The organism is Devosia algicola (assembly GCF_028816455.1).
Lineage (GTDB): Bacteria > Pseudomonadota > Alphaproteobacteria > Rhizobiales > Devosiaceae > Devosia > Devosia algicola.
In genome coordinates this window covers 2,158,055-2,172,286 of the sequence record NZ_CP118246.1, presented here as the reverse complement: position 1 = coordinate 2,172,286, position 14,232 = coordinate 2,158,055, and the positions used below count along the sequence as shown (strand labels likewise).

The following is a 14,232-nucleotide window of genomic DNA, read 5'->3' as shown; positions in this document are numbered from 1 at the left end:
TTGTCGGTGGGCTTGAAGAGGGGGCGCGCGTCATCCTGTTCCCATCAGGCCAAATTGCCGACGGTGTGGGGGTCGTTGGCGCACCCTGATCGGGTTTGTCCACCGTGCCTCGAGCGGTTGCGAGGCGGCCAACTGCACCTATTTGAAGAAGTGTGGTGCCCTCCGCCAGACTCGAACTGGCACGAGTTTCCCCGCCTGATTTTGAGTCAGGTGCGTCTACCATTCCGCCAGGAGGGCACAGGGCTTCTGTAGCGCAGGATTTTGGTGGCTGCAACAGGCAGAATGGCTTGTTTGATCGTTCGCGGGCTGGTTTTTAGTGCCGACGTGGAAAATTGCGCAAGTCGCGGCCGCCCAGAAGTGGATCCTGGACGAAGGCGGGAGCATCGGGGTCGAACCGTTCCCAGCCACTGGTTTCAAATTGGTGGCGCTTTTCATCGAGATTGACCCGACCGGCTTTTTTGAAAATGGCTTCGGCGCTATCAGCGCCCTGATCGTTTGTTCGCACCGACACAACAGTGCCGCCGCGGCGTATGCCCTCGGCAAGAACGTGGGCATCGGATTCGTGCACACCTGATTGGGTGAGCGCGCCAACAATGCCGCCGGTGGCGCCACCAACCGCTGCACCCGTCACTGCCCCGATTGCCGTGGCGACAAGCCAACCGCCAGCAATGACCGGCCCGATGCCGGGAATGGCCAATGCGCCAAGGCCGGCCAGAAAACCGCCCGCACCACCGACCACCGCGCCAATGCCGACGCCTGCCTGGGCGTCGTCGGCGATTTCGTCATCGACGGGGGTGGGCTCTTCGGGAACATTGTCGTCAAGCGTTGCGATGACGAGGGAAATTTCATCGCTCTTAAAGTTGGCCGCTTCGAGTGCCCGCACGGCACTGGCGGCGTGATCATAATCTTCAAAAAGCGCGGTTACGGTTCTCATTTGATCCTCCAATTGCAGGGGTCAGGGGAACAACGATCTTGAGCGGTATGGTGTTCCCTTAAGCGCCCAGCGCCAGACGCACGAGATATACTGACAGCACGCCAATGGCCATGGCGGCAATCAGGCTGCGGGTGAGAATGAAGACAATGCCGGTGGCGATGGCGGCCAGCGCTTCGGCCAGATTGCCGGTCATGATGGCAGGGGCGACAAGCGAAGCCAGGACCGCGCCGGGAATGTTCTTGATCCAGGCGGCGGCAAAGCCCTGACGCGGCAATTTGTTGGCCAGCATAAGCCCGCTGGCCTTGATGCCGAACGAAACAACCGCCATCCCGGCAATGGCAATGAGGGCTTCAGGCGAGACTCAGCACGGCGGCCCCCGACAAAAGTTTCGATGGCGGCACCAGCAAGGCTGCCGGTGATGCCACCAATCAAAATGTACCAGCTGCCCGGCAGCAGTTTGGCGCAGATGATGGCGGTAACGGCGGCGACGAGCCAGGGGATCAGGTCGGCCTTGCCGCGCCACATGCCCAAGAGCAGTGCCAGGAAAGTGGCGGTAAAGGCAAAATCGAGGCCGTAGCGGCTGGGATCGTCGATGACAGCACCGAGCATTCGCCCGGTCAGGGTCGACACCATCCAGCAGCAATAGGCCAAAACGCCACCGCCGAGCAGGAAGGCGCGGGAGCCACCGCCACGGGCCATTTCAGCGACGGTCATGGCCCAATTTTCGTCGGTGACCAGAAACATGCGCCAGAAACCGCCGCGCATTTGGTCGGGCGCAAAAAGGGGGCGCAGGGTCGCCGTCAACAACATATAGCGCAGATTGACGATCAAGGCGGCAACAATCAGTGCGCCGATAGGCAGGGCCGAGGGCGTTGCGGTCCAGAGTTCGAGGGCGACGAACTGGGCTGAGCCGGCAAAGACCAGACCGCTCATCAGGATCACTTCGAGCACCGTCAGCCCAGAACCCTTGGCCAGAACGCCCCATACAAGGCCATAAGCGGAAACGGAAATGGCAACGGGAATGCAGGCGCGCGCGCCCAGAAAAAACTGGTCCTTGGCGATCTGGCGGGTGTTTGGGGCGGGGGCGTTCATGGCGCGCACGCTATAGGGTTCGCTGTTAGTAGGAAATCGGCTTGGCGATGAATTTTGCTGATGGCAGGCATATGGGTTGGCGATGGCAAGGTCATGGTCGATCGGGACAACGCTTCTCCAGCCAATCCACGCAAAATTGCACAATCTCGCGGGCATCTACCAGGACAGTACGCGCCTGGCCAATCAAGGTGGTATTGCCAAGGCCGGTGGCCAGAAAGGCGCTGACGATGTCGGCAAAATAATCGTCGGCCAGACCCGCGACCACTGGAATCGAGGTGTTGAATTCCTCAATCGAGCGCCAGACCTTATGGCCGTTGACCAGCATGGGCGTTTCGTAGCGCCGCAAGCGTTTATTGGGGATTTGTGCCAGATGTTCGGCATGATGCAGCAGGGTCATGGTATCGAGTGGCGCGCCGATCAGCATGGTTTTGCCACCCGATTGCACCAGTTTGCCGAAAGGGGATTGCGGACCATAGCCATAGTCGAGGGCATGATCGGCGGTGAACCAATCGGCTTTGCCCCCCAGCGCGGCACAGGAGGCGCCGGGGCTGGCGCTGCGGCGGGCGCCGGGGGTCGTGCGCAACAGTTCAGGGAATGCGCCATTGTCGCGGATTGACCGGGACGATTGCGGATCGAATGGCGGCACGGCATCGCGCAGGAGCGGCGACGCGTTGGCATCGTCCTCGCCCTGCCAGTCGCAATAGCCTAACAAGGTGCCGCTGGGGCCGATGACATCGATGATGGCGGCAATCAAGGCGTCGGGACCCCCTACAATTGGCCCGACCTTGCGCAGTGCTGCGTGGGCCAAAACGGCGTCGCCTTCCTCAAGGCCCAGATCGGTAAACTGGGCGGCGAGATCGGCGCGGGTCAGCATGGCTTAGCCGCGTGCATAGGCGATCTTGGCAGGTGTCTTGTCGTCGCTGACCTGCCGACTGTCATAGATGGCGCGGGCCTCAACAATGGTGGCGTGGTGTTCTGCCGACCAATCCCAAAGGCCGCTGATCGGCACCTGCAGGGTCTTGCCCAGTTCGGTCAAGCCATATTCAACCCGGGGGGAACCTCGGGATAGATAGTGCGCGTGACCAGACCGTCGCGCTCCAGATTGCGCAGCGTCAATGTCAGCATGCGTTGGGAGACGCCATTGATGGTGCGTTTGAGTTCGTTAAAGCGCAGGGTGCCGCTGCGTCCGAGGATGCCGACGACCAGGACGCTCCATTTGTCACCGATGCGATTGAGCACGTCGGACATGGCGGCACAGTTGGACGATTGGCTGGTATCAGTGAGTGACATGGCGGGCATTCCCTTTATGATCTTAGGTTACCATTATAGGCTAGGTTACTGTTCGTGCCTAGTGCTGTTAGGCAACGGGCCGGGCCGATGGCCATCGCGGATCAATAAACAGGGGTTGAACACATAGTGCGTCTGCATGGGTTCGGCTATGATTGATGGTCGGCTTCTGGTTGGCCGGCCTTTATCGGAACTATCATGCTCGCGCGTTTTTTTGCCTATTATTTGCCCTATAAGCGGCTGTTTCTGCTCGATTTTGGCTGTGCCGTCCTGGCGGGGGTTCTCGAACTCGGCTTTCCTCTGGCGGTCAAACTTTTCATCGACACTTTGCTGCCCGGGCAGAACTGGGGGCTGATCGCGGCGGTGGCAGCGCTGCTGCTGGGGATATATGCGCTCAATACGGGATTGATGGCGGTGGTCAATTATTGGGGCCACGCGCTGGGTATCTCGATTGAAACCGACATGCGACGCGAGGCGTTCGATCATATCCAGAAACTCAGTTTTCGCTATTTCGACAATAACAAGACCGGGCACCTGATCACCCATGTGACCAAGGACCTCGAAGAGGTGGGGGAGGTTGCCCATCACGGGCCCGAAGATCTGTTTATCGCCATCATGACCTTTGTCGGTGCTTTCATCCTGATGTTTACCGTGCAGTGGAAGCTGGCGCTGATCACCACCGCCATCGTGCCGTTCATGACCTGGCTGGTGAGCCGCTATGGCGCCAAGATGACGGAAAACTGGCGACGGCTGTTTCGCCAGGTGGGCGAGTTCAACACCAGGGTCAGCGAAAGCGTAGGCGGCATTCGTGTGGTCAAGGCGTTTGCCAATGAGGACCATGAGCGTGCCCTGTTTGCACTCAACAATGAGGGATATCGCGCCACAAAACTCAATGCCTATGCCTATATGACGGCGAGCATCACACTATCCTATTTCAGCACCCGGTTCGTGCAGCTGGTGGTGATGGTGGCGGGCACATTTTTCGTCATTGCGGGCGAATTGAGCTATGGCGGGTTCGTGGGATTTTTGCTGTTGGTCAATGTGTTTTTCCGGCCAATCGACAAGATCACTTCGGTTCTGGAAAGCTATCCCAAGGGGATCGCGGGGTTCAAACGCTTTACCAGCCTGATCGATACAGCGCCTGATATTGCCGACCGGCCCGGCGCGGTGGCGGTTGCCCAACTCATGGGGGATATTGAGTATCGCAATGTCAGTTTCGGCTATGGCGAGGCCGGAAAGGTGTTTGAGGGGCTGAACCTTTCTATCAAGGCGGGGGAAACCGTTGCGTTCGTTGGGCCATCGGGTGCCGGGAAAACCACAATCTGTTCGCTTCTGCCGCGCTTTTACGAAGTCGATGATGGCGAGATCGTCATTGATGGCATGGACATTCGGGACATGACGCAGGCCAGCCTGCGTGCCCAGATCGGCATTGTCGCCCAGGACGTGTTTCTGTTCGGCGGCACCATCCGCGACAACATCGCTTATGGACGACTGGATGCCAGTGACGATGAAATTGTCGAGGCGTTGCGCCGTGCCTCGCTGGACCGGTTTGTGTTGGGATTGCCGGAGGAACTTGATACGCTAACGGGTGAGCGCGGAGTCAAATTATCAGGCGGGCAGAAACAACGTCTGGCGATTGCGCGGATTTTTCTCAAAAATCCACCGATCCTGATTCTGGATGAGGCGACATCGGCGCTCGATACAGCCACCGAGTTCGCTATCCAGCAATCGCTTGCGGCATTATCGCGCGGGCGCACGACGCTGGTGGTGGCCCACCGTCTTGCCACCATTCGCAATGCCGACCGCATCGTCGTAGTGGGGGAAAACGGGCTAGTAGAAGCGGGCACACATGGGCAACTGCTTGCTGCCAAAGGGGAATATGCGCGGCTGCATGAGGCCCAGTTCGGCCCGGTGGCACAGGCGGCGGGCGAGGGGTGATCGGCGTAGCGACCAGTTACAGTAAGGGGTTCAAAACCCTGTCAGTGGGGGGCGGGTGCATTGAGATAAGGTCGCGGCGCTGGTAAGAGAGCCTGCGCTTTCACCCGATCCGGAGCTATCGTTTCGTGCAATTTGCTCAACGCCTGGTTTTTCTGATTTTGGTCGCCTTCGGTCTGGCAACCGGGGTCGCCCGCGCGACGCCGATGCTGCTGGTCGACATGGATACGCTTGATGTGCTTTACGCCCAGGATGCCGGTGTCCCCTGGCATCCGGCATCATTGACCAAGTTGATGACGGCCTATGTGACGTTTGAAGCAATTGCGGCGGGGCGGATCAGTCTTGATACCCCGGTCACTTTGTCACGCAAGGCAATCAATCAGGCGCCAAGCAAATCGGGCCTGCCGGTTGATACGGCGATGACGATGAAGGATGCGCTTTACATCATGCTGGTCAAGTCGGCGAATGATGTTGCCATGGCGATTGCCGAAACGGTGGGCGGTTCGGAAGCCGGATTTGCGGCAATGATGAACGAGACGGCGGCCCGCATGGGATTGAGCGCGACACATTATGTCAATCCCAACGGGCTCGACGATGAGACACAGGTGACTTCGGCGCGGGACCTGGCGATCCTGTCGCTCTATATCTGGCAGAGCTTTCCGCAATATGCGCCGATATTCGGCACCGATTATGTGCAACTGGGCAAGAAAAAACTGGAGTCCAACAATGCATTGCTGACCAGCTTTGCGGGTACAACCGGCATGAAAACCGGCTTTATCTGCGCGTCGGGGCTCAATATGGTCGCCACGGTAAGTCGCGGTAGCAGACGCTACCTGGCGGTGGTGCTGGGGGCATCATCAGCGCGCGAGCGTAATGAGCGGGCGGCAGAACTGATGCTCAAAGGGTTTTCGGGGGCGCTCAAGAGCCGTGGGCAATCGGTTCTGTCGCTGGCCAATCAGCGCGGCACGGCGCCGGTCAATATGCGACCGCTGATCTGTGGCAAAGAGGCCAAGAGCCTATGTCAAGGCACAGGAAAGCGCCTTTCCGTTCGGCATGAAGGGCCAGCCAAGCAATTTGACCGACACGGTCGCGCCGGTGATCTACCAGGCCAGTACCATGGGTCGTATTCGCTCGGGCGTGACGCTGCCGCGTCCACGACCGACGCATTTGCCGACATTGGGCGTGCAGGCCGATCTGGCACCGGACTTGCGGCCGACTCTGGCGCCCCGTGCGGCAAACCAGAATATCCCTCAGCCACGGCCGCGTCCGGCGTTTTTGAACTAGAATTGGCCTGGCGCCGACCGGCCTTGCCAGTTTGGCACAAGGCGGGTGCCGACTGTTCGGGGATTGTTTCAGGCCTTGACCACGACAAAATGAGTGGCGTCGCCCTGTTGCACGATGGAGAGGGCGTGACCGTGCTGGCGACAGAACAGGGGAATATCGATTTTTGCCATGGGGTCGGTGGCGATAATTGTCAGGGTCTGCCCGGGCGCCAATTCGGTCAGGCGTTTTTCCATCTTGAGAACGGGCAGCGGGCATTTGAGCCCGCGCGCGTCGATCAGGCCAAGCTCACTGATCAAGGATCAATACCCAATATACCCCATAGCCCGATGTGCCATTATAGGCGGTGGCTATGCCCGCCCGTGTGGCGTTGGCGGGGGTCAGGCCCATGGCATCGGCGGGGTTGTTGCGCCAGCCGGAAAAGGTTTCGGCAAAGGTTGAATAGCCCGCGCTCAGCTTCATGCCGATAAGTCCTGAAGGGGTTTTGGGCGGGGTGCCGGTTGACGCATATTGATTGACCAGAGCCTGGGCGGTGCCGTCGAGGCCAACATCGTTTGACAGGGGACCGACACCCTGGGTCGTGCGATAGGCATTGACGATGGCCACGGCCTGAGTGCGATCGAGCACTGCATTGGGCTGGTCCATCCGGGCGCTCAGGCCGGGATGCAACGGTGTCATTGCCCCGCCGCTGCTGCAGGCGGCGATGGCCAGCCCGGTGACGACGACAAGGGTGGCGACGGCAAAGCGACGGAGCGGGCGCGTGGTCTGGTGGTCAGCGGTCATGGTGTTCCTCAAGAATAATGGTCAGCCGCCCTCATTGCTGCCGTTCACGTCAATTCAAAGGCGATCTGGCGCGATAGTAACATCTTGGCCTCGTTGATCGATAGGCCAGCGCGCGAATGACCGACAAGGGGAGCCGAGGCGCATTCGGAAATGGTTGACGGGTTTGCGGGCCGACGGGGTATTGCGCCCAGTTGCCGGTGTCTCTTGTCGCGCCAAGAAGGAATGATCGGACGGTTACGGTTTTGCGCGGCACCAAGTCCTAAACCTCCCATTTTGACCGATACCGTCGCCCGCTCAGGCCTTTGGCAAGTTCGATCTTGACCTGCACTGTCTTGTCAATACGGGCCGTCAGAGTGTCGCTGAATGTGTGATCGTCACTAAAATCGCGATCGGTCGCATAAACCGCGTAAGGATTGATAACGCACTTAAAATCAAGCATTAGCGAAAGGGCCGTCGAACCATAGGCCATATAGCTGTGCGGCAACCCTCCTGCACAAAGAAACGTGACTATCTTGTCAAACCAGGCCACGCCTAATCCGTTCTTGTTGGTCGCACCCGTCAGTTCGATCAGGTTCTTGGCTGCACTTCCCACGCTCCAATTGTAGACGGGAGTAGCGAGAAATATGCCGTCAGACTCCAATATTGCCCTGTGCACCCGCGCATAATCGGGATGTGACAGGCTATCCGCATTGTCAAACGGCGGCAGGTTTACCGCTCGCAAGTCTATAAATGTTGCGGCGTGGCCGCGACTGGTGAGTAATCGCGCAACCTCGCGTGCGATGAGGTAGCTCCGACCAATCGGGGCAGGACTGCAGGAAATAATAACGAATTTCATGGGTGCACAATATGGCCGACAGCCGTCCTTGTCTCGATGCGCAGTCTGACCAAAGCGCATAGATTGTGCAAGAAATGGACGGTTTGACGATGGTGATCCCGGCGGGATTCGAACCCACGACCCCAGGATTAGGAATCCTGTGCTCTATCCTGCTGAGCCTACGGGACCAGCCGGGCGCAACTTAGACAAAGCGGGGCGATGAATAAAGTCTTTTCAGTTTGAACTGGCGGCTTTCCAGTCCGGGTAAAAGGCCATGGCATGAGTTCGGCGCCAGTGGCGGCTATCTTCGCCGAAAGGGGCGACTTCCCAGGTCCAGCGATGCGGTGCCGGGGGCATCGCACGGGTGCCTAACAAGTCAAAACTTTGCTGCAAATTGCCTCGTTTGTCGGTCAGTGTGCAATTGAGGTCGGTTGCCAGTGTCACCGGGCAGTCCAGCGCCAGCAATCCATCGAGATGATCATCTATGACGGCGCGCTGATTCTGTTCGGGCACCGATGCCGCCAGCTGCGAGGCGAGGTTGAGCGACACCACCCAGTCCAAGCCATTGATTGCGTGCAAAAAATCCAGAGTGTCGGGGTTTTGCGCTGGTGACAGATCGTGCCACACCGGGTGCACATTGGCAAAATCGCGCATTTGCCGCCGGGCGGGCGCGAGATGGGCGATATCGACCAGAAGCACAGTGGCGAATTTTTTGGCAATGGTTTTGAGGGGCACGTCAAACAGGGGGCCGGACCCAAGAATAACGGCGGTGTCATGGCCGGGCTGATCGGCGCATGTCTGCCCCAGCAACAGGTTGGTTCGCGCGATATGGCGGGTCCAGGCGACATGCTGTCGACGACCGCGTGCCCATAGGCCGATGGCGGGACCAAGGTGTTTGCGAAAGGGTTTTGGGGTCGCTACGACGCTGGTGGCGTAGGTGGCGATTTCGGCGAGCATATCGGCAGTTCCGTTAGCTAAGGCGTCGAGCAGGATAATGCGCTGATTCGCTGTCAATTTGTGCCAAAGCGCTGGTTTGATTGCACTGCTTGATGATTCGGGTCCACACCGGGCGCGATTGAGCCGACAATGTGGGGCATGGGAGCCACACTGGCGCGCGTATCTGTCGGCCTTGGCAACAAAATAATTCTGAGTTGTCCGCAGTAATCATTTTTTGCCTTATTAAGGTGCATGGTGAACCAATTCTTTTCAGAGGCCTGATTTGCTCAAGTCCGCAATTGCCAGTATCGCAGCGTTTGCCGCCTTTTCTGCAAGTGTTGTGGATGCGGGAGCATGCGACGATTTGCGGCCCGGCCCGGTGGGTAAAGTGGTGCAGGTCACCGATGGCGATACCATCGTGCTTGATAGTGGGATTGTCGTGCGCATGATTGGCACGCAGGCGCCAAAACTGCCGCTTGGCCGCGCGGGTTTTGAAACCTGGCCAAAAGCGCAAGACGCCAAGGAAGCGCTGGAAAAGCTGGCGCTGGATCACCAGGTGCGGCTCAAATATGGCGGAGAGCAGGTCGACCGCTATGATCGCGCCCTGGCCCAGGTATTTGTAGTCACCGAGGGCGGTGAAATCTGGGCGCAGGAGGCGATGGTCGAGCAGGGAATGGCACGTGTCTATTCATTTGCCGATAATCGCAAATGCCTTGATCAACTTTATGCCGCTGAAGGACGTGCGCGCACGGCAAGGCTTGGTATCTGGAGCGACCCATATTACAGCATTCGGCTGGCTGACCATCCAGACCGGATTCTGGATCGCGTCGGGCATTATGAACTGGTTGAAGGCCGGGTGTTGCTGGCCGACGAAGCGGGTGGGCGCGTCTACCTGAATTTTGGACGGCGGTGGAAGGAAGATTTTACCGCCGTTATCGAAGCGCCCGCACAAAAATTGTTTGCCGCCCTTGATCGCGATCCTTTGCAACTGGAGGGCGCGCTGGTGCGTATAAGGGGATGGGTGGACGAGCGGGATGGTCCACGAATCGAAATCACCCATCCCGAGCAGATTGAGGTCCTGGCCACGCCATGAATATTTTTGCCGGCTTGTCACGTGGATTGCGCAACAGCGTGGTGCTCACCGCTCTGGTAGCGTTGACCGCCTGTACCTCCTTGACCGGATCGGGGGTATCGGTCAGCTCAATTGGGGACAATCGGGCGCCAACCGTGGTGCCCGCCGGGACAGAGCCGGACGATGCCGTCATCGGGCGGCGCGAGCATCCACGCACAATTGCTGCCTATGGCGGGGTTTATTCGGACCGACCCGCCGAGATCATGATTGCGCGCATTGTGGGCCGCCTGTTGTCCGCTGCCGACCAGCCCAACACCCAGTTTACCGTGACCATTCTCGATAGTGCCGAGGTCAATGCCTTCGCCCTGCCGGGGGGCTATATCTATGTGACCCGCGGGATTTTGGCGCTGGCGTCGGACACCAGCGAACTGGCAGCCGTTTTGGCTCATGAAATTGCCCATGTGACGCTTCGCCATGCGCGGGCGCGCACTGAACGCAATCGCACAACCGGCCTGGTGGATCGGGTGTTGAGTTCGGTTTTTGGCCAGGACAGTCAGACCGAAGCGGCCAATCGCGCAAAATCGATGGCAGCCTTTAGCCAAAATCAGGAACTCGAAGCGGACCGGGAAGGCATCAAGATCGCCGGCAAGGCGGGCTATGATCCTCATGCGGCCGCGCGTTTTCTTGGCGTGATGGGGCGATTTGCCAAGTTTTCGGCGGGCGAGTCGTCCGGCGGGGACTTTTTGTCGTCGCACCCCTCAACGCCGGATCGCGTTGCCAAGGCGGTGCAAACGGCCAGCAGCCTGTTTGGCGCGGCCGGGGCCGGTGACATGGACCGGTCGGGCTATATGGCATCAATTGATGGCCTGACCTTTGGCGACAGTCCGGCGCAGGGCTCGATCATTGGCCAACGCTTTATCCAATCGTCGAGCAAATTCACCTTCAGCGTGCCCAAAGGCTATACGCTGCAAAATTCGCAAAGCGCCGTGGTCGGGGTCGCCGGCGATGGCGAGGCGGTACGATTTGACAGCGCCGAAGTGGCCCCCAATGTGCCGTTGGTGGACTATCTCAATTCGGGCTGGATTGCCGGGTTGAAACCAGACAGCGTCAAGGCACAGAGCTATAATGGCATTGACATGGCGTCGGGCGTGGCGCGCACCGATCAATGGTATTTCCGTGTGTCGGTGGCTCGCCTTGACGGCGATGTCTATCGGTTCATTTTTGCCGCCAAGGCCGATACGAGCCGGTTTGCCTCGGGCGCTGAAGCAACGCTCAAGAGCTTTCGGCGTACGACGGCGGCGGACCTCGGGGCGATCCACAAGGTTGGCATTAAGGTGATCACCGCCAAGTCCGGGGACAGTGCGGACAGTCTGGCGCGCCGCATGTCGGGGCTGAGCCGGGGGCCGGAGCCTGTTTTACATTATCAATAATCTGTTTCCCGGCGATCCGGTGGAAACAGGCAAACAATACAAGACCGTGACGCTGCAGTAGCGATCGGCGGGTTTGGCGGGGAGGCGCGGCATGTCGCGATCCGAGCGTCTGTTGCAATTATTGCAGGCCTTGCGGCGCTACCGTCATCCGGTAAGCGGGCGAGTGCTGGCGCAGGACGTCGGCGTTTCGATCCGCACGCTTTATCGCGATATTGCCAGCCTGCAGGCGCAAGGTGCGCAAATCGAGGGCGAGGCCGGGGTCGGCTATGTGTTGCGGCCAGGGTTCATGCTGCCGCCACTGATGTTTTCCCCCGAAGAGATTGAGGCCCTGGTGCTGGGGTCGCGCTGGGTGGCGCGACGGGCCGACGACCGGTTGGGGGCCGCCGCAAGTGATGCGCTGGCTAAGATTGCCGCTGTTATTCCGAGCGAGCCTTCGTGATGAGTTGGAAAGGTCGACCCTGCTGGTTGGTGCCGCCGCACCGCTGGAGGCGGTCAATATCGACATTGCGCAATTGCGCGAGGCCATTCGGGCGGAGCGCAAGGTGCACATAACATATGCGGACGTGAGCGGGGCGGGGACGGATCGCACGATCTGGCCGTTTGGCATGGGGTTTTTCGACCGGGTACAAATTGTGCTGGCCTGGTGCGAGCCTGCGGGAGGATTTTCGCCACTTCAGGCTGGACCGGATCAGCGCCCTGACAGTTATCGACAAGCGGTATCAGCCGCGACGTCAGGTGTTGTTGAAGCAGTGGCGTGCCAGCGAAAATGTGTCGATGTAGTGCGATCATGCTGCCAAGTTCTGGCAGTACGCGGTGCTAGTTTTGGCCTCCAAACAAAGGAGATCGCCATGTCGGCTTTAACGATTTTATATGTCAATGATCCTGCGGCCAGTGCCGAATTTTATGCGCCGCTGCTTGGTGTGCAGCCGACCGACCAATCGGCTGGCTTTGCCATGTTTGTTTTGCCAGACGGGGCAAAAATCGGGTTTTGGGCACGCGATGCGGTGCTACCGAAGGGCGCTGGCGTCGGGATTGGGGGTGGCAGCGAAATCTGCATTGCCAAACCGGATATGGACGCGGTTGGCGCCTGCTTTGAGCAGTGGTCAGGGCTGGGTGTCAAAATGATTCAGGAGCCAATCATGCTCGATTTTGGCCTGAACTTTGTGGCCGAGGACAGTGACGGCCATCGGCTTCGGGTCTATCATTCCGCCAACTGATAGCGGGCAAAAAAAGGCCGGGATTGCTCCCGGCCTTGTTCATTCAATTCGATGTCGCCAATCAGGCGGCAGCTTCCTCGGTATCGGAGTCAGAGGAATCCGACTTGGTGCGCTTGGGCGACTTGGCGAGATTTTTCTCGATAAGCTGCACGGATTCGGTCAGTGTCAGACGATTGACCACGCTGAGTTCGCGGCTCATGCGGTCCATGGCCTGCTCAAACAACTGGCGTTCCGAATAGGACTGTTCCGGCTGCTCCTCAGAACGATACAGGTCGCGTACAACCTCAGAGATGAAAATCAGGTCGCCCGAATTGATCTTGGCTTCATATTCCTGGGCGCGACGTGACCACATGGTGCGCTTGACGCGGGCACGACCGGTGACGGTGTGCAGTGCCTGGGCAACAAGGTTTTCCTCGGCAAGCTTGCGCATGCCGACCGATTTGATCTTGGCAACCGGAACACGCAAGGTCAGCTTGTCCTGTTCGAAGTTGATGACGAACAATTCGAGGGAATGTCCGGCAACTTCCTGTTCTTCGATCGACACAATCATGCCAACCCCGTGTGCGGGATAGACAACATACTCGCCCGTTTTGAAACCGAGCCGCTGCTGTGTCTTCTTGACTACCATTTGGAACTCCTTATTGACGCCCCGATGGATGGTTCTTTGCGGAAAGCCCATCCACTCCGTACTTATTAATCGCCCCGATCGGGCTGTACGCAGTCAAACTCGCAGGCGCCCGGATCCGCATCGGCCGGACAACTGCGCATCAATGTTGATGATCCTGTCAAAAAAAGTGCCCGCGGGCACGTGTCGAAAGACGGGCGTTCTCTGCATGTAGGAACAACATAGCACAAAAATTCAGCAAAATCAAAAGGTGCGAATCAACCAGCTTTCGGTTGCGAGGTGAACCGATAAAACCACCAAATGGGCAATAATCCTACTGGAAGTGCACGAATATCCCACATATCTGGGCTGTTCAGCATCGTTTTTCAATAAAACGCTTGTGGAGAGTTCAATCGCCCTCGCCGGGTTCGGCCGAGAAGTACTTCTCGAACTTTTCGGTTTGCCCGTCGAACTTCTCGGCGTCAGCCGGTGGGTCGCGCCGTTCGGACAGATTGGGCCATAGATTGGCGTATTTGGTGTTGATCTCGAGCCATTTGTCCAAGCCGCCTTCGGTGTCGGGAACGATGGCTTCGGCTGGGCATTCGGGTTCACACACACCACAATCAATGCATTCGTCGGGATGGATGACGAGCATGTTCTCGCCTTCATAGAAGCAATCGACGGGACACACCTCGACGCAATCGGTATATTTGCATTTGATGCAGTTGTCGGTGACGAGATAGGTCATCTGGCGGGCTGTTCCTGCGGGCAATTCTGGCGGTGGCCGGTCTGGCGTCGGAACGCAACCGGCCCACCGGTGCTAAACTCTTTTCAATGCTGCTGCAAG

Annotated in this window: 16 protein-coding genes, 2 tRNA genes and 2 pseudogenes; 6 read left to right on the top strand and 14 right to left on the bottom strand. The window is 58.7% G+C overall.

Going from position 1 to position 14,232, the window contains the following annotated elements:
- Positions 1 to 153 precede the first annotated feature (153 nt).
- From PSQ19_RS11475 to PSQ19_RS19405, 7 genes are all read right to left on the bottom strand, one after another.
- Positions 154 to 237: transfer RNA gene (locus tag PSQ19_RS11475), tRNA-Leu, on the bottom strand.
- A 76-nt stretch (positions 238 to 313) separates the two neighbouring features.
- Positions 314 to 934 (bottom strand): hypothetical protein, encoded by a 621-nt coding sequence (locus PSQ19_RS11470; protein WP_282217841.1) that lies wholly within the window; start codon positions 932 to 934, stop codon positions 314 to 316.
- A 58-nt stretch (positions 935 to 992) separates the two neighbouring features.
- Positions 993 to 1,223 (bottom strand): AzlD domain-containing protein, encoded by a 231-nt coding sequence (locus tag PSQ19_RS11465; protein ID WP_282217840.1) that lies wholly within the window; start codon positions 1,221 to 1,223, stop codon positions 993 to 995.
- A complete protein-coding gene (locus PSQ19_RS11460) occupies positions 1,124 to 2,026 on the bottom strand; it encodes an AzlC family ABC transporter permease (protein ID WP_282217839.1) in 903 nt (300 codons plus the stop codon). The genes PSQ19_RS11465 and PSQ19_RS11460 overlap by 100 nt, the downstream gene beginning before the upstream one ends.
- Positions 2,027 to 2,117: 91 nt before the next feature.
- Positions 2,118 to 2,900, bottom strand: coding sequence for an aminoglycoside 3-N-acetyltransferase (aac(3), locus tag PSQ19_RS11455; protein ID WP_282217838.1), 783 nt, complete (start codon positions 2,898 to 2,900; stop codon positions 2,118 to 2,120).
- 3 nt (positions 2,901 to 2,903) lie between these two features.
- Positions 2,904 to 3,062 carry a hypothetical protein gene (locus PSQ19_RS19410; protein WP_328517648.1) on the bottom strand — a complete coding sequence of 53 codons (159 nt, stop codon included), beginning with the start codon at positions 3,060 to 3,062 and terminating at the stop codon, positions 2,904 to 2,906.
- Entirely contained in the window at positions 3,059 to 3,316 is a 258-nt protein-coding gene (locus PSQ19_RS19405; protein WP_328517647.1) for a winged helix-turn-helix transcriptional regulator, read from the bottom strand. The genes PSQ19_RS19410 and PSQ19_RS19405 overlap by 4 nt, the downstream gene beginning before the upstream one ends.
- Before the next feature lie 195 nt (positions 3,317 to 3,511).
- Here PSQ19_RS19405 and PSQ19_RS11445 point away from each other — a divergent pair, with 195 nt between their 5' ends.
- Entirely contained in the window at positions 3,512 to 5,251 is a 1,740-nt protein-coding gene (locus tag PSQ19_RS11445; protein ID WP_282217837.1) for an ABC transporter ATP-binding protein, read from the top strand.
- 203 nt (positions 5,252 to 5,454) lie between these two features.
- Positions 5,455 to 6,093 (top strand): annotated as a pseudogene (locus PSQ19_RS11440) (D-alanyl-D-alanine carboxypeptidase family protein); the annotation flags it as partial.
- Between the two features lie 507 nt (positions 6,094 to 6,600).
- Here the strand turns inward: PSQ19_RS11440 and PSQ19_RS11435 are convergent.
- The 5 genes from PSQ19_RS11435 to PSQ19_RS11415 all read right to left on the bottom strand — a co-directional run bounded on the left by PSQ19_RS11435 (position 6,601) and on the right by PSQ19_RS11415 (position 9,083).
- Complete coding sequence (locus tag PSQ19_RS11435; RefSeq protein ID WP_282220685.1) at positions 6,601 to 6,765, bottom strand: sulfurtransferase TusA family protein; 165 nt, start codon at positions 6,763 to 6,765, stop codon at positions 6,601 to 6,603.
- A gap of 52 nt (positions 6,766 to 6,817) precedes the next feature.
- Complete coding sequence (locus tag PSQ19_RS11430; protein ID WP_282217836.1) at positions 6,818 to 7,312, bottom strand: CAP domain-containing protein; 495 nt, start codon at positions 7,310 to 7,312, stop codon at positions 6,818 to 6,820.
- A gap of 259 nt (positions 7,313 to 7,571) precedes the next feature.
- On the bottom strand, positions 7,572 to 8,147 hold the full coding sequence (locus PSQ19_RS11425; protein WP_282217835.1) for an NADPH-dependent FMN reductase: 576 nt from the start codon (positions 8,145 to 8,147) through the stop codon (positions 7,572 to 7,574).
- Between the two features lie 90 nt (positions 8,148 to 8,237).
- Positions 8,238 to 8,315 (bottom strand) — tRNA-Arg (locus tag PSQ19_RS11420).
- A gap of 45 nt (positions 8,316 to 8,360) precedes the next feature.
- A complete protein-coding gene (locus tag PSQ19_RS11415) occupies positions 8,361 to 9,083 on the bottom strand; it encodes a hypothetical protein (protein ID WP_282217834.1) in 723 nt (240 codons plus the stop codon).
- 262 nt (positions 9,084 to 9,345) lie between these two features.
- Here PSQ19_RS11415 and PSQ19_RS11410 point away from each other — a divergent pair, with 262 nt between their 5' ends.
- From PSQ19_RS11410 to PSQ19_RS11395, 4 genes and pseudogenes are all read left to right on the top strand, one after another.
- Positions 9,346 to 10,155 (top strand): thermonuclease family protein, encoded by an 810-nt coding sequence (locus PSQ19_RS11410; protein WP_282217833.1) that lies wholly within the window; start codon positions 9,346 to 9,348, stop codon positions 10,153 to 10,155.
- Positions 10,152 to 11,564 (top strand): M48 family metalloprotease, encoded by a 1,413-nt coding sequence (locus PSQ19_RS11405; RefSeq protein WP_282217832.1) that lies wholly within the window; start codon positions 10,152 to 10,154, stop codon positions 11,562 to 11,564. Before PSQ19_RS11410 ends, PSQ19_RS11405 begins: the two co-directional genes overlap by 4 nt.
- Positions 11,565 to 11,655: 91 nt before the next feature.
- Positions 11,656 to 12,344, top strand: a pseudogene (locus PSQ19_RS11400) (helix-turn-helix transcriptional regulator).
- Between the two features lie 68 nt (positions 12,345 to 12,412).
- The gene (locus PSQ19_RS11395; RefSeq protein WP_282217831.1) at positions 12,413 to 12,781 is read left to right on the top strand and encodes a VOC family protein; all 369 of its coding nucleotides are present in this window, start codon (positions 12,413 to 12,415) and stop codon (positions 12,779 to 12,781) included.
- Between the two features lie 61 nt (positions 12,782 to 12,842).
- On the opposite strand, the gene PSQ19_RS11390 is transcribed toward PSQ19_RS11395, so the two are convergent.
- On the bottom strand, positions 12,843 to 13,409 hold the full coding sequence (locus PSQ19_RS11390) for a CarD family transcriptional regulator (RefSeq protein ID WP_282217830.1): 567 nt from the start codon (positions 13,407 to 13,409) through the stop codon (positions 12,843 to 12,845).
- Positions 13,410 to 13,794: 385 nt separating this feature from the next.
- A complete protein-coding gene (gene fdxA / locus PSQ19_RS11385; protein WP_282217829.1) occupies positions 13,795 to 14,133 on the bottom strand; it encodes a ferredoxin FdxA in 339 nt (112 codons plus the stop codon).
- Positions 14,134 to 14,232 lie beyond the last annotated feature (99 nt).

Excerpts from the sequence above, each read along its gene's own strand:
- PSQ19_RS11470 (WP_282217841.1), bottom strand. The coding sequence starts at position 934 with ATGAGAACCGTAACCGCGCTTTTTGAAGATTATGATCACGCCGCCAGT.
- PSQ19_RS11465 (WP_282217840.1), bottom strand. The coding sequence starts at position 1,223 with ATGCTGGCCAACAAATTGCCGCGTCAGGGCTTTGCCGCCGCCTGGATC.
- PSQ19_RS11460 (WP_282217839.1), bottom strand. The coding sequence starts at position 2,026 with ATGAACGCCCCCGCCCCAAACACCCGCCAGATCGCCAAGGACCAGTTT.
- PSQ19_RS19405 (WP_328517647.1), bottom strand. The coding sequence starts at position 3,316 with ATGTCACTCACTGATACCAGCCAATCGTCCAACTGTGCCGCCATGTCC.
- PSQ19_RS11445 (WP_282217837.1), top strand. The coding sequence starts at position 3,512 with ATGCTCGCGCGTTTTTTTGCCTATTATTTGCCCTATAAGCGGCTGTTT.
- PSQ19_RS11435 (WP_282220685.1), bottom strand. The coding sequence starts at position 6,765 with ATGGAAAAACGCCTGACCGAATTGGCGCCCGGGCAGACCCTGACAATT.
- PSQ19_RS11430 (WP_282217836.1), bottom strand. The coding sequence starts at position 7,312 with ATGACCGCTGACCACCAGACCACGCGCCCGCTCCGTCGCTTTGCCGTC.
- PSQ19_RS11425 (WP_282217835.1), bottom strand. The coding sequence starts at position 8,147 with ATGAAATTCGTTATTATTTCCTGCAGTCCTGCCCCGATTGGTCGGAGC.
- PSQ19_RS11415 (WP_282217834.1), bottom strand. The coding sequence starts at position 9,083 with ATGCTCGCCGAAATCGCCACCTACGCCACCAGCGTCGTAGCGACCCCA.
- PSQ19_RS11405 (WP_282217832.1), top strand. The coding sequence starts at position 10,152 with ATGAATATTTTTGCCGGCTTGTCACGTGGATTGCGCAACAGCGTGGTG.
- PSQ19_RS11395 (WP_282217831.1), top strand. The coding sequence starts at position 12,413 with ATGTCGGCTTTAACGATTTTATATGTCAATGATCCTGCGGCCAGTGCC.
- PSQ19_RS11390 (WP_282217830.1), bottom strand. The coding sequence starts at position 13,409 with ATGGTAGTCAAGAAGACACAGCAGCGGCTCGGTTTCAAAACGGGCGAG.
- fdxA (WP_282217829.1), bottom strand. The coding sequence starts at position 14,133 with ATGACCTATCTCGTCACCGACAACTGCATCAAATGCAAATATACCGAT.